The organism is Dokdonia sp. MED134 (assembly GCF_000152925.2).
GTDB lineage: Bacteria > Bacteroidota > Bacteroidia > Flavobacteriales > Flavobacteriaceae > Dokdonia.
The window spans coordinates 2107938-2126799 of sequence record NZ_CP009301.1 but is presented as its reverse complement, the minus strand read 5'-3'; the positions used below and the strand labels follow the sequence as shown (position 1 = coordinate 2126799).

General features: G+C 37.2%; 18 protein-coding genes. 3 read left to right on the top strand and 15 right to left on the bottom strand.

The window, feature by feature from the left end; genetic code table 11:
• The first annotated feature begins 15 nt into the window (after positions 1–15).
• Positions 16–279: a DUF6341 family protein gene (locus tag MED134_RS09320; RefSeq protein ID WP_052084201.1), complete on the top strand. Its 264-nt coding sequence runs from the start codon at positions 16–18 to the stop codon at positions 277–279.
• 8 nt (positions 280–287) lie between these two features.
• Here the strand turns inward: MED134_RS09320 and purD are convergent, their stop codons facing one another.
• Positions 288–1556 (bottom strand): phosphoribosylamine--glycine ligase, encoded by a 1269-nt coding sequence (purD, locus tag MED134_RS09315; RefSeq protein WP_038598197.1) that lies wholly within the window; start codon positions 1554–1556, stop codon positions 288–290.
• Positions 1557–1696: 140 nt separating this feature from the next.
• On the opposite strand from purD, the gene MED134_RS09310 reads away from it, so the two are divergent.
• Both MED134_RS09310 and MED134_RS09305 read left to right on the top strand, forming a co-directional pair.
• Entirely contained in the window at positions 1697–2977 is a 1281-nt protein-coding gene (locus MED134_RS09310; RefSeq protein ID WP_038598195.1) for a phenylacetate--CoA ligase family protein, read from the top strand.
• Positions 2978–3070: 93 nt separating this feature from the next.
• Positions 3071–4009 carry an endonuclease/exonuclease/phosphatase family protein gene (locus MED134_RS09305; protein ID WP_038598193.1) on the top strand — a complete coding sequence of 313 codons (939 nt, stop codon included), beginning with the start codon at positions 3071–3073 and terminating at the stop codon, positions 4007–4009.
• Here the strand turns inward: MED134_RS09305 and MED134_RS09300 are convergent.
• From MED134_RS09300 to MED134_RS09235, 14 genes are all read right to left on the bottom strand, one after another.
• Entirely contained in the window at positions 4006–4800 is a 795-nt protein-coding gene (locus MED134_RS09300; protein ID WP_038598191.1) for a glycosyltransferase family 2 protein, read from the bottom strand. The two genes, MED134_RS09305 and MED134_RS09300, sit on opposite strands and share 4 nt — an antisense overlap.
• Positions 4784–6136, bottom strand: a complete 1353-nt coding sequence (locus MED134_RS09295) for an undecaprenyl-phosphate glucose phosphotransferase (protein ID WP_038598189.1) — start codon at positions 6134–6136, stop codon at positions 4784–4786. The genes MED134_RS09300 and MED134_RS09295 overlap by 17 nt, the downstream gene beginning before the upstream one ends.
• 2 nt (positions 6137–6138) lie before the next feature.
• Positions 6139–7125 carry a UDP-glucuronic acid decarboxylase family protein gene (locus MED134_RS09290; protein ID WP_038598187.1) on the bottom strand — a complete coding sequence of 329 codons (987 nt, stop codon included), beginning with the start codon at positions 7123–7125 and terminating at the stop codon, positions 6139–6141.
• A 91-nt stretch (positions 7126–7216) separates the two neighbouring features.
• Positions 7217–8440, bottom strand: coding sequence for a WcaI family glycosyltransferase (locus MED134_RS09285; RefSeq protein WP_038598185.1), 1224 nt, complete (start codon positions 8438–8440; stop codon positions 7217–7219).
• Positions 8433–8981: a putative colanic acid biosynthesis acetyltransferase gene (locus MED134_RS09280; RefSeq protein WP_038598183.1), complete on the bottom strand. Its 549-nt coding sequence runs from the start codon at positions 8979–8981 to the stop codon at positions 8433–8435. Before MED134_RS09280 ends, MED134_RS09285 begins: the two co-directional genes overlap by 8 nt.
• The gene (locus tag MED134_RS14750; protein WP_052084198.1) at positions 8981–10057 is read right to left on the bottom strand and encodes a glycosyltransferase family 4 protein; all 1077 of its coding nucleotides are present in this window, start codon (positions 10055–10057) and stop codon (positions 8981–8983) included. Before MED134_RS14750 ends, MED134_RS09280 begins: the two co-directional genes overlap by 1 nt.
• On the bottom strand, positions 10047–10961 hold the full coding sequence (locus tag MED134_RS09270; protein ID WP_158407709.1) for an O-antigen ligase family protein: 915 nt from the start codon (positions 10959–10961) through the stop codon (positions 10047–10049). Before MED134_RS09270 ends, MED134_RS14750 begins: the two co-directional genes overlap by 11 nt.
• Positions 10962–11245: 284 nt before the next feature.
• Positions 11246–12688, bottom strand: a complete 1443-nt coding sequence (locus MED134_RS09265) for an O-antigen polymerase (protein ID WP_052084196.1) — start codon at positions 12686–12688, stop codon at positions 11246–11248.
• Positions 12678–13751, bottom strand: a complete 1074-nt coding sequence (locus MED134_RS09260) for a glycosyltransferase family 4 protein (protein ID WP_052084193.1) — start codon at positions 13749–13751, stop codon at positions 12678–12680. The genes MED134_RS09265 and MED134_RS09260 overlap by 11 nt, the downstream gene beginning before the upstream one ends.
• Entirely contained in the window at positions 13741–15009 is a 1269-nt protein-coding gene (locus tag MED134_RS09255; protein WP_038598179.1) for an oligosaccharide flippase family protein, read from the bottom strand. Before MED134_RS09255 ends, MED134_RS09260 begins: the two co-directional genes overlap by 11 nt.
• Positions 15010–15630 carry a class I SAM-dependent methyltransferase gene (locus MED134_RS09250; RefSeq protein WP_052084191.1) on the bottom strand — a complete coding sequence of 207 codons (621 nt, stop codon included), beginning with the start codon at positions 15628–15630 and terminating at the stop codon, positions 15010–15012.
• Positions 15631–16677, bottom strand: a complete 1047-nt coding sequence (locus MED134_RS09245; RefSeq protein ID WP_084811689.1) for a GDP-L-fucose synthase family protein — start codon at positions 16675–16677, stop codon at positions 15631–15633.
• 7 nt (positions 16678–16684) lie between these two features.
• A complete protein-coding gene (gene gmd / locus MED134_RS09240) occupies positions 16685–17803 on the bottom strand; it encodes a GDP-mannose 4,6-dehydratase (RefSeq protein ID WP_038598175.1) in 1119 nt (372 codons plus the stop codon).
• A 20-nt stretch (positions 17804–17823) separates the two neighbouring features.
• Positions 17824–18819, bottom strand: a complete 996-nt coding sequence (locus MED134_RS09235; protein WP_038598173.1) for a hypothetical protein — start codon at positions 18817–18819, stop codon at positions 17824–17826.
• Positions 18820–18862 lie beyond the last annotated feature (43 nt).

Genomic DNA, 18862 nt, shown 5'->3' with positions numbered 1-18862 from the left:
TAAACATACAACATTATGAGTTTGAGAGGATTTTTTGAAGGAGTACAAGAATTTGCAGAAGCAACTTTATTTGCGCCCTTTAATGCACTTGCAGAGTTAGAACTAAGTAACTGGTGGCTTGCAAATGGTGTAAACTGGATTTTTATGCTCATTTGTGCTGCTGCAATCGTATACTGGATTATGGAAATCAAGAAATATGATGCAAATGATACTGAGTATCGTGAAGCAAAAGCTCACGGTTTTTTAGGTAAAAACAGCGAGCTCGAGAGCAACCTTTAATAATACTTTTATAGGTCAAAGCCTATATCTGTACGATAATTGATCCTATCAAAATGTAGATTTTCTATATTTTGATAGGATTTTTTTATGGCCTGTTTGAAATCATCATCAAAAGATGTAATTGCGATAACACGACCTCCGTTAGTCACTACTTGCCCATCTTTTTCTGTGGTGCCGGCGTGAAAAACAAGCGAATCCTCTATAGTATCAAGGCCAGTAATCACTTTACCCTTCTCATATGCTTCTGGGTAACCTCCAGATACGAGCATAACCGTTGCTGCACTTCTTGGGTCTAGTTTAAACTCCTGTTTATCTAACGTTTGAGCATCTACTGCCATAAAAAGCTCTACAAGATCAGACTGTATACGTGGTAATACCACCTCTGTCTCTGGATCTCCCATACGCACATTGTACTCTATTACTTTAGGGTCATCTCCTACTTTGATAAGACCTATAAAGATAAAACCTTTGTACTCAATGCTTTCTGTAGAAAGCCCGTTTACCGTAGGTTTTACGATACGCTCCTCTATTTTTTGCATAAAAGCATCATCTGCAAATGGTACCGGACTTATAGCACCCATACCACCAGTGTTAAGACCTACATCTCCCTCACCTATACGCTTATAATCTTTGGCTGTAGGGAGTACTTTATAGTTCTTACCATCTGTGAGTACAAAAACACTAAGTTCTATACCATCTAAAAACTCCTCGATCACAACTGTCGCACTTGCATCACCAAATTTTCCTCCCAGCATATTTGCTAGCTCTTGCTTTGCCTCTTCAAGATTGTCTATAATTAAAACCCCTTTTCCTGCAGCAAGACCATCTGCTTTTAATACATAAGGTGCCTGTAGTGTTTCTAAAAATGCCTGTCCCTTATCAAGTGTTTCTGAGGTAAAAGCCTCGTAAGCCGCCGTAGGTATATTATGAGCCATCATAAACTCTTTTGCACGCTCTTTACTTCCTTCTAGCGCCGCTCCTACTTTACTAGGTCCTATAACAGCAACATTTTTAAGCGATTCATCTGCCTTAAAAAAGTCATAAACACCTTGCACAAGGGGGTCTTCTGGCCCCACTACAACCATCTCTATCCCTTCTTTTATTACAACCCTTTTTATTGCATCAAAATCTGTTACTCCTATAGCAACATTTGTCGCTATTTGTGAGGTCCCGGCATTACCAGGCGCTACAAATAGTGAATCACAGTGGTCACTTTGAGCAATTTTATATGCAAATGTATGCTCACGTCCTCCAGAGCCTAAGATTAAGATGTTCATTTGATTAGTTTTTAGGTTTAAGAGCAAAAATAAGTTTTGCTTGTGTAAATAGATGCGATGTCTCTATATTTTTCAATCGTGTTTTGTATTTTGGTGTTCAAAACTAAGGTGACTTGAAACTATTTAATAGAGCGTTACGAATGCGAGGGTTTGATACTGATTTTGCAAAATCAGAATTAGCACGTATCCAAAGCATACCAGAAAGTGAATATGAAGACTACATTTCAGAACAAAAAAAGACCATAGTAACCTATCACGAGATTTATAACTCTTTTTATAAAAATCTACTTGTAGAGAGAGATGAAAAAGACTGGGAAACACTACCGATACTTACAAAAAAAGATTTACAACAACCACTAGAGCAAAGACTATCAGAGATATATCATCTCAAAAATGTGTACGTAGGTAAAACCTCTGGTTCCTCTGGCACACCTTTTACTTTTGCAAAAGATAAGGATGCACACGCACTCACTTGGGCCTCTTTTATAGATAGATACCAGTGGTTTGATCTTGATCTAGACCGTTCAAAACAAGCGCGATTTTACGGTATTCCGCTCAACGCTATTGGGTACACAAAAGAGCGTCTCAAAGACTTTTTAAGCAATAGATACCGCTTCCCGATTTTTAATCTAAACGAGAAAGTCCTTGAATCTATTTATAAAAAATTTAAAAAAACAAAATTTGAATATATAAACGGGTATACAAGCAGTATTGTTCTTTTTGCAAAGTATTTAAAAAAGAACCACCTCATACTCACAGATGTCTGCCCTACTCTAAAAGCCTGCATTGTTACAAGCGAGATGCTTTTTCCAGATGACCGCAAGCTTATAGAAGAATACCTCAACGTACCCATTATTAATGAGTATGGCGCCTCAGAAATTGGGCTCATTGCATTTCAAAATAAAGACAATGAATTACAGGTAGACAGCGAGCTTCTTTTTGTTGAAATTCTTGATGAAAATAATCACTCAGTTCCCAATGGGGAGATAGGTCGTATTGTAGTCACATCACTCTATAATAAAGCACATCCATTTATACGTTATGACATAGGAGATATAGGTGCGCTTTCGCGAAAAAGTACTCCCAAAAAACCTATTTTAGAACAATTACAAGGCCGTACAAACGATATCGCTAGACTCCCAAGCGGAAAAGTAGTCCCAGGTCTCACATTTTATTATGTAACCAAAAGTATCATTCAAGACGATGGTAACGTGCAAGAGTTTGTTATAGAACAAACCGCTCTTGATACATTTAGATTTATTTACACAGCACAAAAACCACTCACTGTTAAGCAACAAGATGCTATAAAAAAAGCCACAGCAACCTATCTTGAAGAAGGATTAAACGTAGATTTTATCAAGGTAACTACAATGGATAGGTCTGACCGAGGAAAATTAAAACAGTTTACATCAAAAATCTAACTGAACTTATCCATAAGTTCTGACTTGATAAACAGGCAAATACCTCTTTATCGGTAGTATTACAATTTCTATCTTACCATAAAATATCGTGTTATGCCAGCCTTTCCAAAACCTGCATTTACTTATAATTTTTCGGTTAAAGACCAGATAGACTTACTACTAGCTCATAAAGAAAAGCGTCACATACCAGCAAAGTCTAAAACCAAATTGCTCATCGCTTCTTGGAACATTGCAAACTTAGGACTTCATAAACGCTGGACTATACACGCAGCCCTTATAGCAGAAATTATAGACTGGTTTGATCTTATTGCCATACAAGAGGTAAACGTAAATCTTGAAGGCCTTAGACAAATAGAGGCCGCGTTACCTAGTCATTATAACTTACTTTTTTCTGATAAGGCTGGTAATAATGAACGGTTTGCCTACATATTTGATAGCCGCGTAGTCAAGCAACTTGAGATGGTGGGCGAAGTAGCAATCCCGCCTAAGGATCATAAGTATATAAAGTTGCCTGGAGTTACTAGCTCTTTTACTGGCTTTGATCGCAATCCTTATCTAGGTTCTTTTCAATGGAGGAATACAAATTTTGTTTTACTTAATGTACACTCCTACTTTGGGAGTAACAGCAAGAAAAACATTCATCGTAGAGCTTTAGAAACTTATGCAATCGCCAGGCATACAGACTTGATGGGAAACTCTAAATATGCCTTTTCTGATAAAATTATTGCCCTTGGTGATTTTAACTTACCACTAGTAGAACCTGGTGACCTTATCTATAAAGCCTTAGTAAAACGTGGCCTAGAACTTCCTAAACATTCTACTAAAGTATACTCAAACATTGCAGATGATAAAATGTATGATCAAATAGCCTTTTTACCTTCTCTAAAAAACACCATACAGGCAAATGGGACTTTTGATTTTGATAACGCAGTTTTTCCAGACTTATGGCAAGAAAGCCACAGCAGGTTTAAGTCTTATGTAAAGTATTACCTATCTGACCACAGACCTATCTGGATGCAAATAGCTTTCTAGTAGGTTTCTATATATTTTGGCCTCACAAAAAAGTACTCCATTAAAAATATTCCTAACCAGTATGCTGATTTAAACCAAGAATACTCAAGATGCTGATTGTAAAATTTAAAATTATACTTTACTAGTTGTACTTTATTTGCACTCATAGACCCTTCTCGTATTCTATAAAAAGCTAGATCCTCTTGAAGCCCTAAGGCTTCTTTACTGCTTCTTTTTATTGCTTCAAGCCACAATGCCCAGTCTTGCCTTTTTCTTATGCTAGGGGCGCTTATTTTGCCTATCAGGCTAGCATTGTATACTCCAGTGAGATTGCCTATGTAATTATTTTTGTGCTGTTTACTATACGTAAGAGAAGGCATCGCGTTTATGCGCTTTCCTAGTGGGTTACCCTCATCATCTATTTGTATGTAGCTGGTGTATGATACTGCACAATTATGCTTTTGCATAAATGTAATTTGCTTAGATAATTTTTCGGGGTGCCAAAGATCATCTGCATCTAGAAAGGCTATGTAGTCACCACTGGCAAGCTCAGTAGCTTTATTACGGGCATAGGCGGCTCCTTTGTTTCGCGAAAGCGTAATAACACGTATCCTACTATCTGCACCAGCAAGCTCTTGTGCTAGTGATAGCGAGCCATCTGTAGAGGCATCATCTACAATAATATGCTCCCAGTTTTGATAGGTTTGCGCTTTTATGCTTCCGCTACAAGCTTGTATAAAACATACCGCATTATACAATGGTGTTATAATAGAAACTAAGGGTTGTGGTGTATGGCTAGTAGGCTTTTTCATCTCCTACTATGGCTTTATAAATAGTGGTAAAAACAATTTTTATATCTAGAAATAATGACCAGTTCTCAACATAAAATATATCAAACTTTACGCGGTTTACAATATCGTCATCTGTCTCTACTTCACCTCTATAACCGCTTACTTGTGCTAGACCGGTAATACCAGGTTTTATAAAATGACGTACCATAAACTTATCTATGCGTTCTGCATACATATGCGTGTGGCTTACCATATGAGGTCGTGGCCCCACTACAGACATATCTCCCTTGAGTACATTTATAAACTGCGGCAACTCGTCCATACTCGTTTTTCTTAAGAACTGACCTACGCGAGTAATGCGTTCATCATTTTTACTCACTTGTTCAAGATCTGCCTTTTCATTAGGTCTCATAGACCTAAATTTATAGCAGTAAAACTCGTGATAGTCAAGACCATTACGTTTTTGTTTAAAAAAAACGGTTCCCTTTGAGTCCAACTTAATTAATATGGCGAGTATAGGTGTGAGCCAAGAAAGAACTCCTACAAGTACAATTACCGACAAAACAATGTCAAAAGCACGCTTTATAAACTGGTTAAGAGGCGTGTCTATAGGGATGGTACGTAATGATAAGATTGGAGTAATCCCCAAGTACTGGTACTCTAGTTTTTTTGTAAAAATCTCTCTGCTATCTGGTATAAACTTGAGAATTTTAAGGTTGTTATCTGTAAACTCGGAGATTTCTCTAAGTTCTTCATTTGAGAATTGCTCTACAGAGCAGTATACCTCATCTATATTATTTTCTAAAACATATCTAAATATATTATCTAGAGAGACTTTAGGTTTATTTATATCAAAAGTGCTCTTAACCATATACCCGTAGGCCTTGTTTTCTAAAAAGAAGTTTTTGAGCTCTTCTGCTTGATTATTCCAACCTAGAATAACCACATTACGGTGGTTACCGCCTAGCACAGTTCTATAAGTTTTAAGTAAATAAAACACGCCAAACTTTACGATAGACACCCCAAGAAATACATATAAGACATAAAAAATAACACTACGCGGTGTTGTGTTTACATCTTGAAAGAAACCATAAAAAGCAAATACTAGTAAAGCAAATATGGCAAGTTGTAATAAAATAAGAGAGACAATGCGCGTGGGTCTTGTATATCGATATACCTCATAAAAACCTGACTTAGTTGCGGTAAACACCCACGTAGTAATGATGTATAGAGAAAACAACAAGAAATTTTCATTCATTACAAGACATAGCTTAGCTAGCAACACGATAATTGCAAGGTCTATACAATAAATTGCTGGCCTTATATAAACTGAATATCTACCTACGCGTTGCGCCATACTTATTTACGTATGTGCTTTGAGAAGTCCTTATGCTCACTTTTATAGAGCTCCTCTTGTGTAAGATTTTTAAAATATTCGAAGGTTTTTTTCATACCCTCTTCTCTACCTACGGTAGCTGTCCAGTCTAAAATCTCTTTAGCTTTTGTAATATCTGGCTTGCGCTGCATAGGGTCATCTACAGGTAAGTCTTTATAGATTACCTTTTGATCTGTACCTGTAAGTTTTATAATCTCCTCTGCAAAGTCTTTTATCGTGATCTCATCTGGGTTACCTATGTTTACTGGAAGTACGTAATCACTCATAAGTAGCCTGTAAATACCTTCTACTTGGTCATCTACATAACAGAAAGACCGTGTCTGTAAACCATCTCCAAAAACCGTGAGATCCTCCCCTCTTAATGCTTGCCCCATAAAAGCTGGTATTACACGACCATCGTTAAGTCGCATTCTTGGGCCATAGGTGTTAAATATGCGCACAATGCGCGTCTCAAGCCCGTGAAAACGGTGATAAGCCATTGTGATAGACTCTTGAAAACGCTTTGCCTCGTCATATACACCGCGAGGGCCTATGGTATTTACATTGCCATAATACTCCTCATCTTGTGGGTGTACAAGTGGGTCTCCATATACCTCAGAAGTAGAGGCTATGAGTATACGTGCATTTTTAACCTTTGCAAGACCCAGTAGGTTATGGGTGCCTAATGAGCCTACTTTTAAGGTTTGTATTGGAATTTTAAGGTAATCTATTGGGCTTGCTGGTGAGGCAAAGTGTAATATATAATCTAGCTCACCTGGCACGTGTACAAAAGTGGTCACATCGTGATGATGAAACTCAAAATGTTCTAATTTAAAAAGATGCTCAATATTAGATAAACTACCTGTAATAAGATTATCCATCCCTATCACGTGAAAGCCTTCTTTAATAAAACGATCACATAAATGTGACCCTAAAAATCCTGCTGCACCTGTTATTAAAACTCTCTTCATTCTCTATTATTGGTTGATTGGGTAGCAAATCTTATGACTGACTGCTTGCCGTAAAAATAAGGAAGTATTCACTGCTTATAAAACTAAGCTCCTATAACCTTCTCAATGTGTCAGTAAAGTCTTTCAAAATAGCTTTTCTAGCATATTTTTCTACTATAAACTTCCTTGCGTTACTCCCCATTAACGTTGCTTTATCACTATTGGTACGTAAGCTGTTTAAAATAGCCACAATCTCTTGTGCATCTGTAGTGCTTTTATAATAGCCGCCTTGCGAAACCTCTATAATTTTTGCAGGCTCTGCATCTGGGTGGCCGGTTATTATAGAAGGGCGTGCACTTGCCATCATTCCTAAAATTTTTGAAGGCATTACTGTGTCTACAACTTCGGCTTTTTGAAATAAGATATGTACATCTGCACTAGCTAGTAAACTCGCTAACCCTTCAAGTGGTACTGGATCATAAAATTGTACATCTGACGCTTTAAGTTGATCTTTAAGAATCTCCATTTTTGCTCCTGCACCTACTACAATTACTTCAAAATTTGTAAAATCTAGTGCAGCAACTATTTTTTTAAAAAAAGACCAGTCTTGTTTATCTCCCACATTACCTGCATACAGAATACTAAACTTGTCTTGAGAAAAGTATGGGTGTTGTTCCACTTGAGACGGGTCACTCTCTGTGGCATCTATCCAGTTAGGCAGGTAATATGTAGTCGTATTTGTCTTTTCTTTAAGTTTAGCCAGCATAGTCTGGCTTATAGTGCTCACAAAGTCTGCTTTGTCCAGAATAGAGCGTTCTAAACGCATTAGACCTTTATAGGCAACACTTTTACTTTCTGACGAGGTGGCAAGTCCAGATTGAAAAGCTGCGTCAAATTCAAAATCTTGAATATGTATCCAGTGTTTTGCATTACGCTTTCGCGAAAGCGTATTACCTAACCACGCACTGCTCGTAAATGGTATTACTGAGATTACAATATCGCACTCCTTTATTTGCTTAAAGTTCAAACGTGAGCCTAGCGTAAAGTCTGTAATATGTACCACACGCTTTAAAAAGGTGGGACTCTTAGGAGTAAACTGCTTGTATCTATAAATGTCTATAGATCCTTTTTTCTCGTGTAAGTAACTCCCTTTATCTTGATATGCTGGAGCAATCTCCCACTGCGGATAATATGGAAAAGCTGTGATGACAGATATGTGTGCACCCTGCTGCTCCAGGTACTCTGCCATCTGGGTACTGTATAAACCTATGGCCGTATCTTCTGGATAGAAGTTAAGGGAGATGAGAGTGATGTGCTTGCCTGTGAGATTATTCAATACGATCTTTTAATATAACTAGTGGAGAACCTATACATACCTTACCTGCTGGTACGTTTTTAAAAACGCTACTTCTAGCACCTATTACGGTTCCGGCAGCTACAGATACTCCTGGTGCTACGTAAACATCTGTAGCCAGCCAGCACTTCTCTGCTATGTGTATAGGCTTTGCATAAATATCAAAATGAGATGAGCGATAGTCGTGCGAGCCTGTGCATAAATAACTACGTTGTGATATAACGGCATTTGCACCTATCGTAATAGGTCCTAAAGTGTACAAAACGACCTCATCTCCTATCCAGCAGTGATCACCTAGGTTTAACTTCCAAGGGTAGGTTATCTGAGCGCTAGGTCTTATGATGACATTTTTGCCCACTTGTGCGCCAAAACATCTCAAAATAAAACGTCTCCAGCCGTATAAAAACTGTGGAGAGTGTTTAAAGAAAAGAGCATATACCACACGCCATAGTTGTACTATAAAAGCAGACCTCCCACGAAAACCCTTTGGCGTTTTATATTGATCTAAATTCTGGTATTCCACTACTTTCTAAATATGGTTATAAGTCTACTGGTAAATGCCTTCATCGTGAAGTTTTCACTAAAATGTGCCTGGTTCTTAACCCCAATATCAGAAATAATCTTGGGATTACTGGCAATACTTTTCATCTTTAAAACGAGATCTTCTACATTTTGTTTTTCAACAAAGAGACCTTGCTCTCCATTTTTTATAATGTCTGGTATTCCTCCTTGCGTTGTGGTAATTATTAGACTACCTGTTGCCATTGCTTCTAAGATAGATATGGGCTGCCCTTCCATTTTATAATATGTAGGCAGCACAAAGACATTACCCCACTCAAAAAGGGCTTTCTTTTCTTCTCCCATTACAACGCCTTTATAGTCTACATTTTTGAGTTGCAGCAACAATGGTTTTACTTGCATCCACATTTCTTTTGTGACAGCTCCACCTATTTGAGCTTGGTAAGAAACATTATGGTTTTGAAGTTCTAGAAGTGCTTTTAAAAATATTATAATTCCTTTTTCTTGCATTAGGTTACTCAAATAGATAAACCGTGGAGAGGCGTAGTCTTTTGTGATATCTGTTTTTAAATACTCTTGAGCAAAATTGGGTAGAATATGAACATTTTTTTCATCTAGAAAGGGTGTCAAATTTGGTTTTAATGACTCAGACAGCACAATTCCGTCGCTTGATAAAGACATAAGTTTCTTTGTAACCCATCTTTTTACACCAGTCATTTGATGGTAAGCTGTACCTAGGTGATTACCGTGTATATGGGTGATGATACGCTTTCGCGAAAGCGCAGCAAAAACTATAAAAACTGCATATTTAAGCACCCCCAAAAACGTTTGTCCTGGAGTGAAATAAATTATGTGATTTGAAAAAACTTTAAACGCCTGTGTATTATACTTAAGGTTGTGCCAAAGCTTTTTAAAGGAAAATACGCCCAGCTCTTCATCTAGATAACTAAAGGATGTATTTACCTCTGTAACGTTATAACCTTCATTTTTAAGCACACTACTTACCACCTGATTTGCTAGCGAAACGCCAGTGGTAGGCTCTGGTAGTGGTCCAATAAGAAGAACTTTTTTATGAGACATCTGAGGGGTTTACAAAAAGTGTTTTGGCAGAAAGGAAGTTAAAGAATAATGCAAAATAAATAACTCCGGCCTCACGCTCTAAAATATTTGTAGTTAACATAACAATGCCATAAAATAACAGAACTAGTATAAAGAGTTCATTATTAAATCGCGTTGCAAAGACAAGATTAATAGATAGTGTGCCTAAGAAAGCTAATAATAATATAACTCCCCCTATGGTTAATAAACTCAAAAACTGATTATGCGTGTTATACCTCCCTTCTTTTAAAACACTATTACCTGTGGTTTCATACTTTTTATTGAGCACATCCCTATAATCACCTATACCGTACCCCAAAATAGGACTTTCATAAATGAGTTCTTTTGCTACGCCGTAAATAGTATATCTAATATTTGTAGACGTAGGTCCTCCCTCACCAATCACCTCAATTTTTTGAAGTTCTAAAAACTTATTTCTAGTGCGTGGTATGGCAATCATCAATATAACAAGACCTAGAATTGCAAAAATATAAGGTCGTACAATTGCTCTTTTGCGCTGAAATAGTATAAACAGTGTAGAGACAATCATAAGGGCTAAAATAGGCCCCTTCTTTGCATACAGCAGTAAGAACAAAATGAGTATTGCATCAAGTAATAAGACTCCTACTATTTTCCATTTACTTTTTAAGGAGCGCAATATGAACATTGAAAATAAAATTGCCACACTACAATGCATTGAGAGATAAATAGGGTGGATACCATATTTACCCACATCAACACGCATCACAGTAGGAAAATGAATGAGCATATCACTAAAACTATAATGTGTAATGTAAAACCATAAAAACGGAATCACATTAAAAAGAACAACGGTCACAAGATATACCCCTAGAAATTTTTCTAACCTAGAGTAGAGGTATTTCATATCGTTTCTTGAAAACAAGGCAAAACAGAGCGGAAACAATAGTAATGACAAAAAAGAGGTAAGCTTTCTTGCTCCATAGGCGATGTTATCGCTGTAAATAAGTGTTATCGCTATTAAAAAATAAACCGCAGCATTTACTAAAAAAAAGCGAGTGTTAAATGTGTTTTTACTTTTGAAAAAATGATAAACCGAGACAGCACAAAATAACCCCACAGCAATAGATTTTATATTTGTAGGTAACAGTATTGATGCAAATAGAAGAAACAAAGCTCCTTCTAGATACACTAAGCTTTTGTTATGTGTTTTTGCCTCCATTTATATTGATTATTTAATCCATTTTTGATAAGGTAATCTATTAATCTAGCAATACCCATAACACCTATAAGAGTTCCCACGTAATACGAAAATCCATTTGCAAAATCTCCTCTTAAGAAAAACAATAAGTGTATCGCAAAGTAAAAAGCCATAATTTTTTTAATAAGAATGTGGCTATGTAACCAAGTCAAAAAGTAAACTATTGCATACCCAAGAGCAATGGCAAGAAGTATAACACCTATAATCCCAAAATTTACATATCCCTCAGATACCATAGGGTTAGATAAGTTACTATACGTAAACTCATAGTTGTCTATTAAGTGCTCGCCTACTAGCTGTCCCGTACTCACTGGTTTTCCTTCCCAGATTTTACGGGGTATAAAAAACAAAAATGCGCTTAAAAACTGGTATCCATATGAGAAGCCCTCGTACTTTACATAATCTATCGTAGCAACTATATTTATAAAGGCATCATAATGTATTGTATTAAAAACCTCACCTATCCCCTCACCTTCAAACTCATCTAGAAGTATACGCGGCTGTATAATAATCTGTCTCAAAGAAGACTTTGCGTGCGTAATAATAGCCGAAAGTGGAAACACAACAACCATTGTAAAAAACATAAAAAACATCGTCTTCACATTACTATTAAGCAGTCTAGGTGCGAGCAAGTAAATTATAGAAATATAAATGGGACCTAAGGCATTTCTCTTTTCTACTAGCGGATTTTTAAACCATAATAGCAGTATCATAAATAAAACAAACATAACAGCCACAGCAAGCACATTTATACCTGACTTTTTAGACTGTTTATAATACTGTACCGTTAAAATAACACCCCCTAGCGGTACTACAAAAAGTAGCTTTTTCCATATAAGTAAAGCAGTGCGACCTATGGATGAGGCCATCCATCCAGCACGAGCCATCTCGTTAAAAACAAACCCCATACTCACAACAAATACGAGTAAAGAAATACCTAATATTCCAAAAAGCACAAGAGGTAATCTTTTGTCTCTATTATAATTTGGGACTATAACCCTCGTTTTTCTAGTTTTTTTAAACCACGTATAAGCTCCAAAAAAACAGAGCGTAAAAAGTATTATTAATACATTACTATAAATAATGCCTGAAGATGTGTAAGGTAGCTTTGTTAAGAAATCTGCATTTTTATCTCCTATAACTCGTAGCTGCAATATGGGTGCTATGATAAAAAACAAGAAGTTAAAAACAATGTACACAGATATAAACGGTGTGTACTCTCGCTCTTGATATAAATGCCACCAGAACAACGCAAACAGTACAAGGTTGCTCATAAAAAATGACATCCACACCCATACATCTGTTGCAAAAGTTGCAAACAGCACAACACTTATCCCTAGATAAGCTAGTAGTAAGATGAGTCTACCTATCATTGCCTTGCGTAAGTTTATAAAACACCCTTGCCATTGCCTCTACCGTATACCGCTCACGACAGTAGGTGGAGATTGCATCTCTTTTTTCAATCCACTTTTCTCTGTTTGAGAATATTTTTTTTACGCTTTCGCGAAAGCGTACCACATCATCTGTCTCATAAAACACCACATTATCGCCCTCTATTGCTGCCTCTATTTCTGGCGAGTGCGGTTCATCACGAGAGATAAGCATAGGTACACCAAAACCAAAACTTTGGGTAATAGATAGACCTACATAACCCGGCGAAACACTAAACAAGCTTGATGCATAAAGTCGTTCTAACTCCTTTGTGTCACTTATATGACCATATAAAACCACACGATTCTCAAGATGATGTTTCTTTATAAATGTAGCGATTTTAGATTGTTCTTCTCCAGCGCCTACTATGAGAAGCTTTGTTTCTGGTGGGAGATCTGGTAAACACGCTTTAAATGCTTGGACTAAAAAGAGTGGTTTTTTTTCTGGAGTTAATCGGCCTATGTAAATAAGATGGTCGTGTTTACCTGCAGCGACATTCATTACTTCACTACTCATAAGTGCGTTAGGCGCGGCGAGTATGTGTGTTGCGGGCATTTTTTCTTGTAGCTCTTCCTGCTGTTTTTTAGTATACACCACGATGGTAGAAGCTAGTTTACGCATTTTATGACGCAAGCGATCTGTTGGACTATTTTTACCCTTTCGCGGCCAGGCGTGACCCCACAACACGGTTTTGAGCCCCTTAGATTTCCGTTTATATAGCAACCACCAGTTGCTCAGTATACGAGGGTTCATCTCAAGTACAACAATACCTTGCTCTAGTGCTAGATGTCTAACTCCTCGTTGCCATAAAAAACGATTACCTAGTAAAAATTTGTTTTCTAGTTTTTTATGTAAAATGCTATTGTCTGTTTGTACAGACGGCTCAAAATAATGAGCTCCACCATATAGCGAGAAATTTGTATTCAGTAATCTGTAGAGTTCAGCATAGAAGCCTCCTCTATAATCTGGTAATGCAGTCTGTACAATGGTAAGTCTAGACGGCATATGTTTGGGGTTTAGACTGTTTAAAGAAATACACCCAACTTAATAACGCTAGCGCTAGTTCTGTTAAAACTACTGCTATCACAATACCATAAATAGGCCATATGGACACCAGTAAACAGGCGAGCAATACATTAAAAACGCCTCCTATTAATAGTATATTCATACGCTTTACATAGGCGCCTACAGCAGGTAAGTATAAGGTAAGGATGAGCATATTAAGGCCTGCAAAAACGGTTGCAGTACATAATATCTTAAATGCAGTTGTGTAAGCTGTTATGGCGGGATCATCAAATAACAGTTGTAAAATATCTTCTCCAAAGATGAGTATGATGGTTATAAAAATACCCGCCAGTATTATAATACCCGGCGCCATCTTACGTATACTTGCTCTTCTCTTTGCCTCATCTTGTACAGAGAGCCAGGGGAAAACAGCTTGCATAATGGGAGAAAAGAAACCTTTGGCTGCCATAAAAATTCTTTCAAAACTACCGTAAATACCAGCAATAGCATCTCCAGCAATCATCCCCACTATAAATACATTTGCAGAGTTAAAAAGACGTGCAGCTATATTAGACACAAAGATGCTTTTACTTTCTGTCATAAGTTCACCCATCATCTTTTTTGAAGGCTTAATGAGTTTTACAAACTTGAGACTTATGATAAAGCTTATGGTTCCGGCTATAAGAAAGCCTATACTGGTGAATAATGGCACATTGCTATAATCACCCACCTGACGTACAAAAATGAAGATTAGAGCCGTAAAAATGATTTTAGCAAGCACATTGAGTATTGCTATAAACTGCATTTTCTCAATTCCCTGAAAAAACCAATCTGGAAACAATGCCTGCCCTACTACTACACCATAACTTAACGCATACACCTCCCACTCTAACCTAAACCTAGGAAACGCAAGTATGATTATCGCATACACAACCGCTACTGCAACAGCCAGCAATAACTTAATAGATATCACTGCCGAAAAAACTTGAGATTTTCCTGAATCATTGTCTTTGAGAATAGATATCCTACGGGTAGCACTTAAGTTAAATCCAAACTCAACAAACACATATAAAATAGTGCAAAAAGATTGTGCCAATAATACAAGTCCATATTTTTCTACACCTAGTGTACGTACTAGGTAAGGCAATAATATAAGAGGTAACAGAATATTTGCCGCCTGTATAAACAGTAACGAAACGTAGTTACCAGCCATCTTGCGGCCTGCAGCATTCTCTTTTATGGATTTTAATATACTCAATTATGGTTTTATTAAAACTACTGTGTCTGACACACCGCTTGTAAAATGCAGTTGCTCCCAGTTACTTGTGCGTTCTGAAAAAGCTTTCCACTCCTCTGGTTGCTTCTTTCCTTCCTTCTTGTAATTATAAGGTGTATGTGAATCGAGTGGTATATACCGTTCTGCATCATCTAGTAACAGATAACCTCCAGAGGTGAGCTTCTGTATAGCTTCTAGGGCAATACGATCACGATATTTACCATCTACAACCATAAAATCTATAGAGCTATTATCAAATTCTTTTACAATATCTACGTATGGAATATGACCTAACATATCCTGCTCACAAGATTTTAAGATATAGCGTACGTTTGTAAGCTTAGCTTTTTCAAGTTGTTGTTTTACTTTTTGATACCAGTCTTGATGATCTTCTATGCTTACGAGGTTCTTAAGTTTATGAGCATACCAAACAGTACTTCTACCAGACCCAAACTCTACGCCAGACATCTCTTTATGTAAGTTTGTGTCTAGCCATTTTATAGCGCTAGGTGCAATCCAAGGTTTATCCTTATTAAATTGCTCATATACATAGAGTCCTATTCTGTTTGTTATATATCTAGGGGTCCAGATTTTGGGATTCATCTATTTCTTTTTTAAGTACCAGTTGTATAGGTTTACAACACCTTCTTCTAGGTTTACGGTATGCTTCCACCCTAGCTCGTGTAGTTTATCTACGTTAGTAAGTTTACGAGGTGTTCCGTCTGGCTTTGAGGTATCAAAAGCTAGTTTACCTTTAAAACCTACGGTACTTTTTATAAGCATAGCAAGCTCTTTAATGCTTATATCTATGCCTGTACCTATATTTATATGGGTATTCCTTACCTCATCACTATCGCCTCTTACTTGTTCAAAGCTCGTTTTTTCCATTATATGTACACAGGCATCTGCCATATCTTGACTCCATAAAAACTCGCGTCTAGGACTACCTGTTCCCCATATCTCTACACTTTCGGCAGAGATGCCAAACTTTTTTAAGATAGGTTGCGCTTTCGCGAAAGCGGAAACCTCTAGATCTTTACATACCTCATCGTTTTTACCTTCTGACAAGAGCTTTGCAAGATGCATTTTTCTAATAAGTGCAGGCAAAACGTGTGATTTCTCAAGGTCAAAATTGTCGTTGTACCCATATAAATTAGTGGGCATTACCGATAGAAAATCTGTCCCATACTGAAGATTGTAACTCTCACAAAGCTTGATTCCTGCGATTTTTGCAATAGCATAGGGCTCATTTGTATACTCTAGTGTACCTGTGAGCAGCGCATCTTCTGGCATAGGTTGTGGTGCGTTTTTTGGATAAATACAGGTACTACCCAAGAAAAGTAATTTTTTAACTCCGTGCTTGTAACTCTGGTGTATCACGTTGTTTTGTATCATAAGATTGAGATACAAAAAGTCTGCTCTGTACGTATTGTTTGCTATGATACCGCCCACCTTTGCGGCAGCCAGAAAAACATATGCTGGTTTTTCTGTTTTAAAAAATGTTGCTGTGGCAAGGGTATCTGTAAGATCCAGCTCTTGATGTGTGCGCGTGACGATGTGATGATAGCCCTTTGCGGTAAGTGCCTTTACAATAGCACTTCCCACAAGGCCTCTATGGCCTGCAACATAGATTTTTGCCTCTTTAGGTATGATTGTGCTACTCAAAATAGTTCATTGTTTGATACCCTCCTTCTTTAAGATAGCTGTCCTTTTGCATTAGCTTGATGTCGCTCTTCATCATATCATCTACAAGTCCTTGTAGTTTATACTCTGGTTTCCAACCTAGCTTATTATATGCTTTTGAAGCATCACCTATTAAGAGCTCTACCTCTGTAGGTCTAAAATATTTTGGATCTACCTCAACAACTACTTGACCTTCTTTTACGGGGTACTCAGGATTATTTGATGAGACTACTTTACCTTTTTCTTCTACTCCCTCACCTGTAAACTCTAAGGTGACGCCTATATAGTTAAAAGCCATTTTTATGAAGTCTCTCACAGTAGTTGTCTCTCCTGTAGCTATCACCCAGTCTTCTGGTTCGTCTGCTTGTAAGATCATCCACATCATACGTACATAATCTTTTGCGTGTCCCCAGTCACGTTTTGCATCTAGATTACCTAGATACATTTTATCTTGAAGACCTAAGGCAATCTTTGCGGTTGCTCTAGTGATTTTTCTAGTTACAAAAGTCTCTCCCCTTACAGGCGACTCGTGATTAAATAATATACCATTGCAAGCAAACATATTGTACGCCTCACGGTGGTTTACGGTAGACCAGTATGCATAGAGCTTTGCTACTGCATATGGACTACGAGGATAAAACGGTGTTGTCTCGCTTTGTGGTACCTCTTGTACCTTACCATACAGCTCTGAGGTAGATGCTTGATAGATTTTTGTTTTCTTCTCTAAACCTAAAGCTCTTACAGCTTCTAGCAGGCGTAGAGCACCTAGACCATCTACATTTGCCGTATACTCAGGCATCTCAAAAGAAACTTGAACGTGGCTCATTGCTCCAAGATTATAAATCTCGTCTGGCTGTACTTCTTGTATAATTCTAAAGAGGTTTGTGCTATCTGTAAGATCACCGTAATGCAAGAAAAATCGTTGATTATCAATATGAGGATCCTCATACAAGTGATCTATTCTATCTGTATTAAATAGTGACGTCCTACGTTTTATACCGTGTACTTCGTACCCTTTTTTAAGGAGAAACTCACTAAGATAAGCTCCATCTTGCCCTGTGACACCTGTGATTAATGCTACTTTATGACTCATAACGTGCGTATTGGAGTTTCTTAATTATTTAATGTTTCGGCTTTATATGAGTTGTATAGCTTTATTGTACCAGAAATAAAAAGAAACAATATCACAAATAATAGTGGGTATATAATAATCATATTATCTAGAATAGATGTGTCTCTAGAAGCTTGGATGTCGCTTACAATAACGGCCACATCTGTATAGCTTACATCATCATTTTTAAGTTCTTCTGTATTGCGAGAAAGCATTATTTTAAAATCAAATAGAGATGACATTTCATTATCACTTCTATTATTATAGTAAAATCCCTCTTTTGAAGTGTTCTGTAAACCAATTGCTTCTTTTGTATAACCCTCTACGAGTTCATCAAGTTGTTTAAGTGTCTTCTCATTATAGGCAATAAACTCTTTATGATTTTGCAATCCCTTCTCCTTAAGCTGTTTTGCAAAGGGTTGATCATTAATGAAGCTCATAAGACTTGCAATATCTTCTTTACTCTGCTCACTTTTAAGCCCTACGGTGAGCTTGTGATATTTATAAGTAGACAGAAAACGATCTGTAGCAAAAAGCTCTCTATCATCTTCTAGTTTGAACTCACGAGTCATCTCGCCTAGGGCTCTATCATTCTCACCTATATACGCTATGAGATCAAGTACCTCTACCACGGGAGCGACCTCTACAGAAGCCACGCCAAAGGTAGATGGGTCTTTACCAAGAGAAATAACAAAGTCTGTATCTCCTTCGGCTAGATTATTATTAAACTGGTTAATAGCAGTATAAACGTACGACTGACTTTTAAAATTAGTCTTAAGTAAAAGATTTGCCTCATATGAAGCTGCACCCTTTGTAAAGTAGCCAAGGACAATACCTGCGACTATAAGCAGTAGTATAATCCACCACTTTCTAATTATAAAATCTACTATTCTAAATATGAAGTAGATACAGTTTTTTATAAATCTGCCTATGAGAGAGAATATATCAGAAAGGTCCATCTCCTGCTGGCTAGCAGGTTGATTGTAATGATCGCTCATACATATTATATTTTGGTCGTTAGTGGTATGTAAGCCGTAAAAG

Excerpts from the sequence above, each read along its gene's own strand:
- MED134_RS09320 (WP_052084201.1), top strand. The coding sequence starts at position 16 with ATGAGTTTGAGAGGATTTTTTGAAGGAGTACAAGAATTTGCAGAAGCA.
- purD (WP_038598197.1), bottom strand. The coding sequence starts at position 1,556 with ATGAACATCTTAATCTTAGGCTCTGGAGGACGTGAGCATACATTTGCA.
- MED134_RS09310 (WP_038598195.1), top strand. The coding sequence starts at position 1,697 with ATGCGAGGGTTTGATACTGATTTTGCAAAATCAGAATTAGCACGTATC.
- MED134_RS09305 (WP_038598193.1), top strand. The coding sequence starts at position 3,071 with ATGCCAGCCTTTCCAAAACCTGCATTTACTTATAATTTTTCGGTTAAA.
- MED134_RS09300 (WP_038598191.1), bottom strand. The coding sequence starts at position 4,800 with ATGAAAAAGCCTACTAGCCATACACCACAACCCTTAGTTTCTATTATA.
- MED134_RS09295 (WP_038598189.1), bottom strand. The coding sequence starts at position 6,136 with ATGGCGCAACGCGTAGGTAGATATTCAGTTTATATAAGGCCAGCAATT.
- MED134_RS09290 (WP_038598187.1), bottom strand. The coding sequence starts at position 7,125 with ATGAAGAGAGTTTTAATAACAGGTGCAGCAGGATTTTTAGGGTCACAT.
- MED134_RS14750 (WP_052084198.1), bottom strand. The coding sequence starts at position 10,057 with ATGTCTCATAAAAAAGTTCTTCTTATTGGACCACTACCAGAGCCTACC.
- MED134_RS09270 (WP_158407709.1), bottom strand. The coding sequence starts at position 10,961 with ATGAAATACCTCTACTCTAGGTTAGAAAAATTTCTAGGGGTATATCTT.
- MED134_RS09265 (WP_052084196.1), bottom strand. The coding sequence starts at position 12,688 with ATGATAGGTAGACTCATCTTACTACTAGCTTATCTAGGGATAAGTGTT.
- MED134_RS09260 (WP_052084193.1), bottom strand. The coding sequence starts at position 13,751 with ATGCCGTCTAGACTTACCATTGTACAGACTGCATTACCAGATTATAGA.
- MED134_RS09250 (WP_052084191.1), bottom strand. The coding sequence starts at position 15,630 with ATGAATCCCAAAATCTGGACCCCTAGATATATAACAAACAGAATAGGA.
- gmd (WP_038598175.1), bottom strand. The coding sequence starts at position 17,803 with ATGAGTCATAAAGTAGCATTAATCACAGGTGTCACAGGGCAAGATGGA.
- MED134_RS09235 (WP_038598173.1), bottom strand. The coding sequence starts at position 18,819 with ATGAGCGATCATTACAATCAACCTGCTAGCCAGCAGGAGATGGACCTT.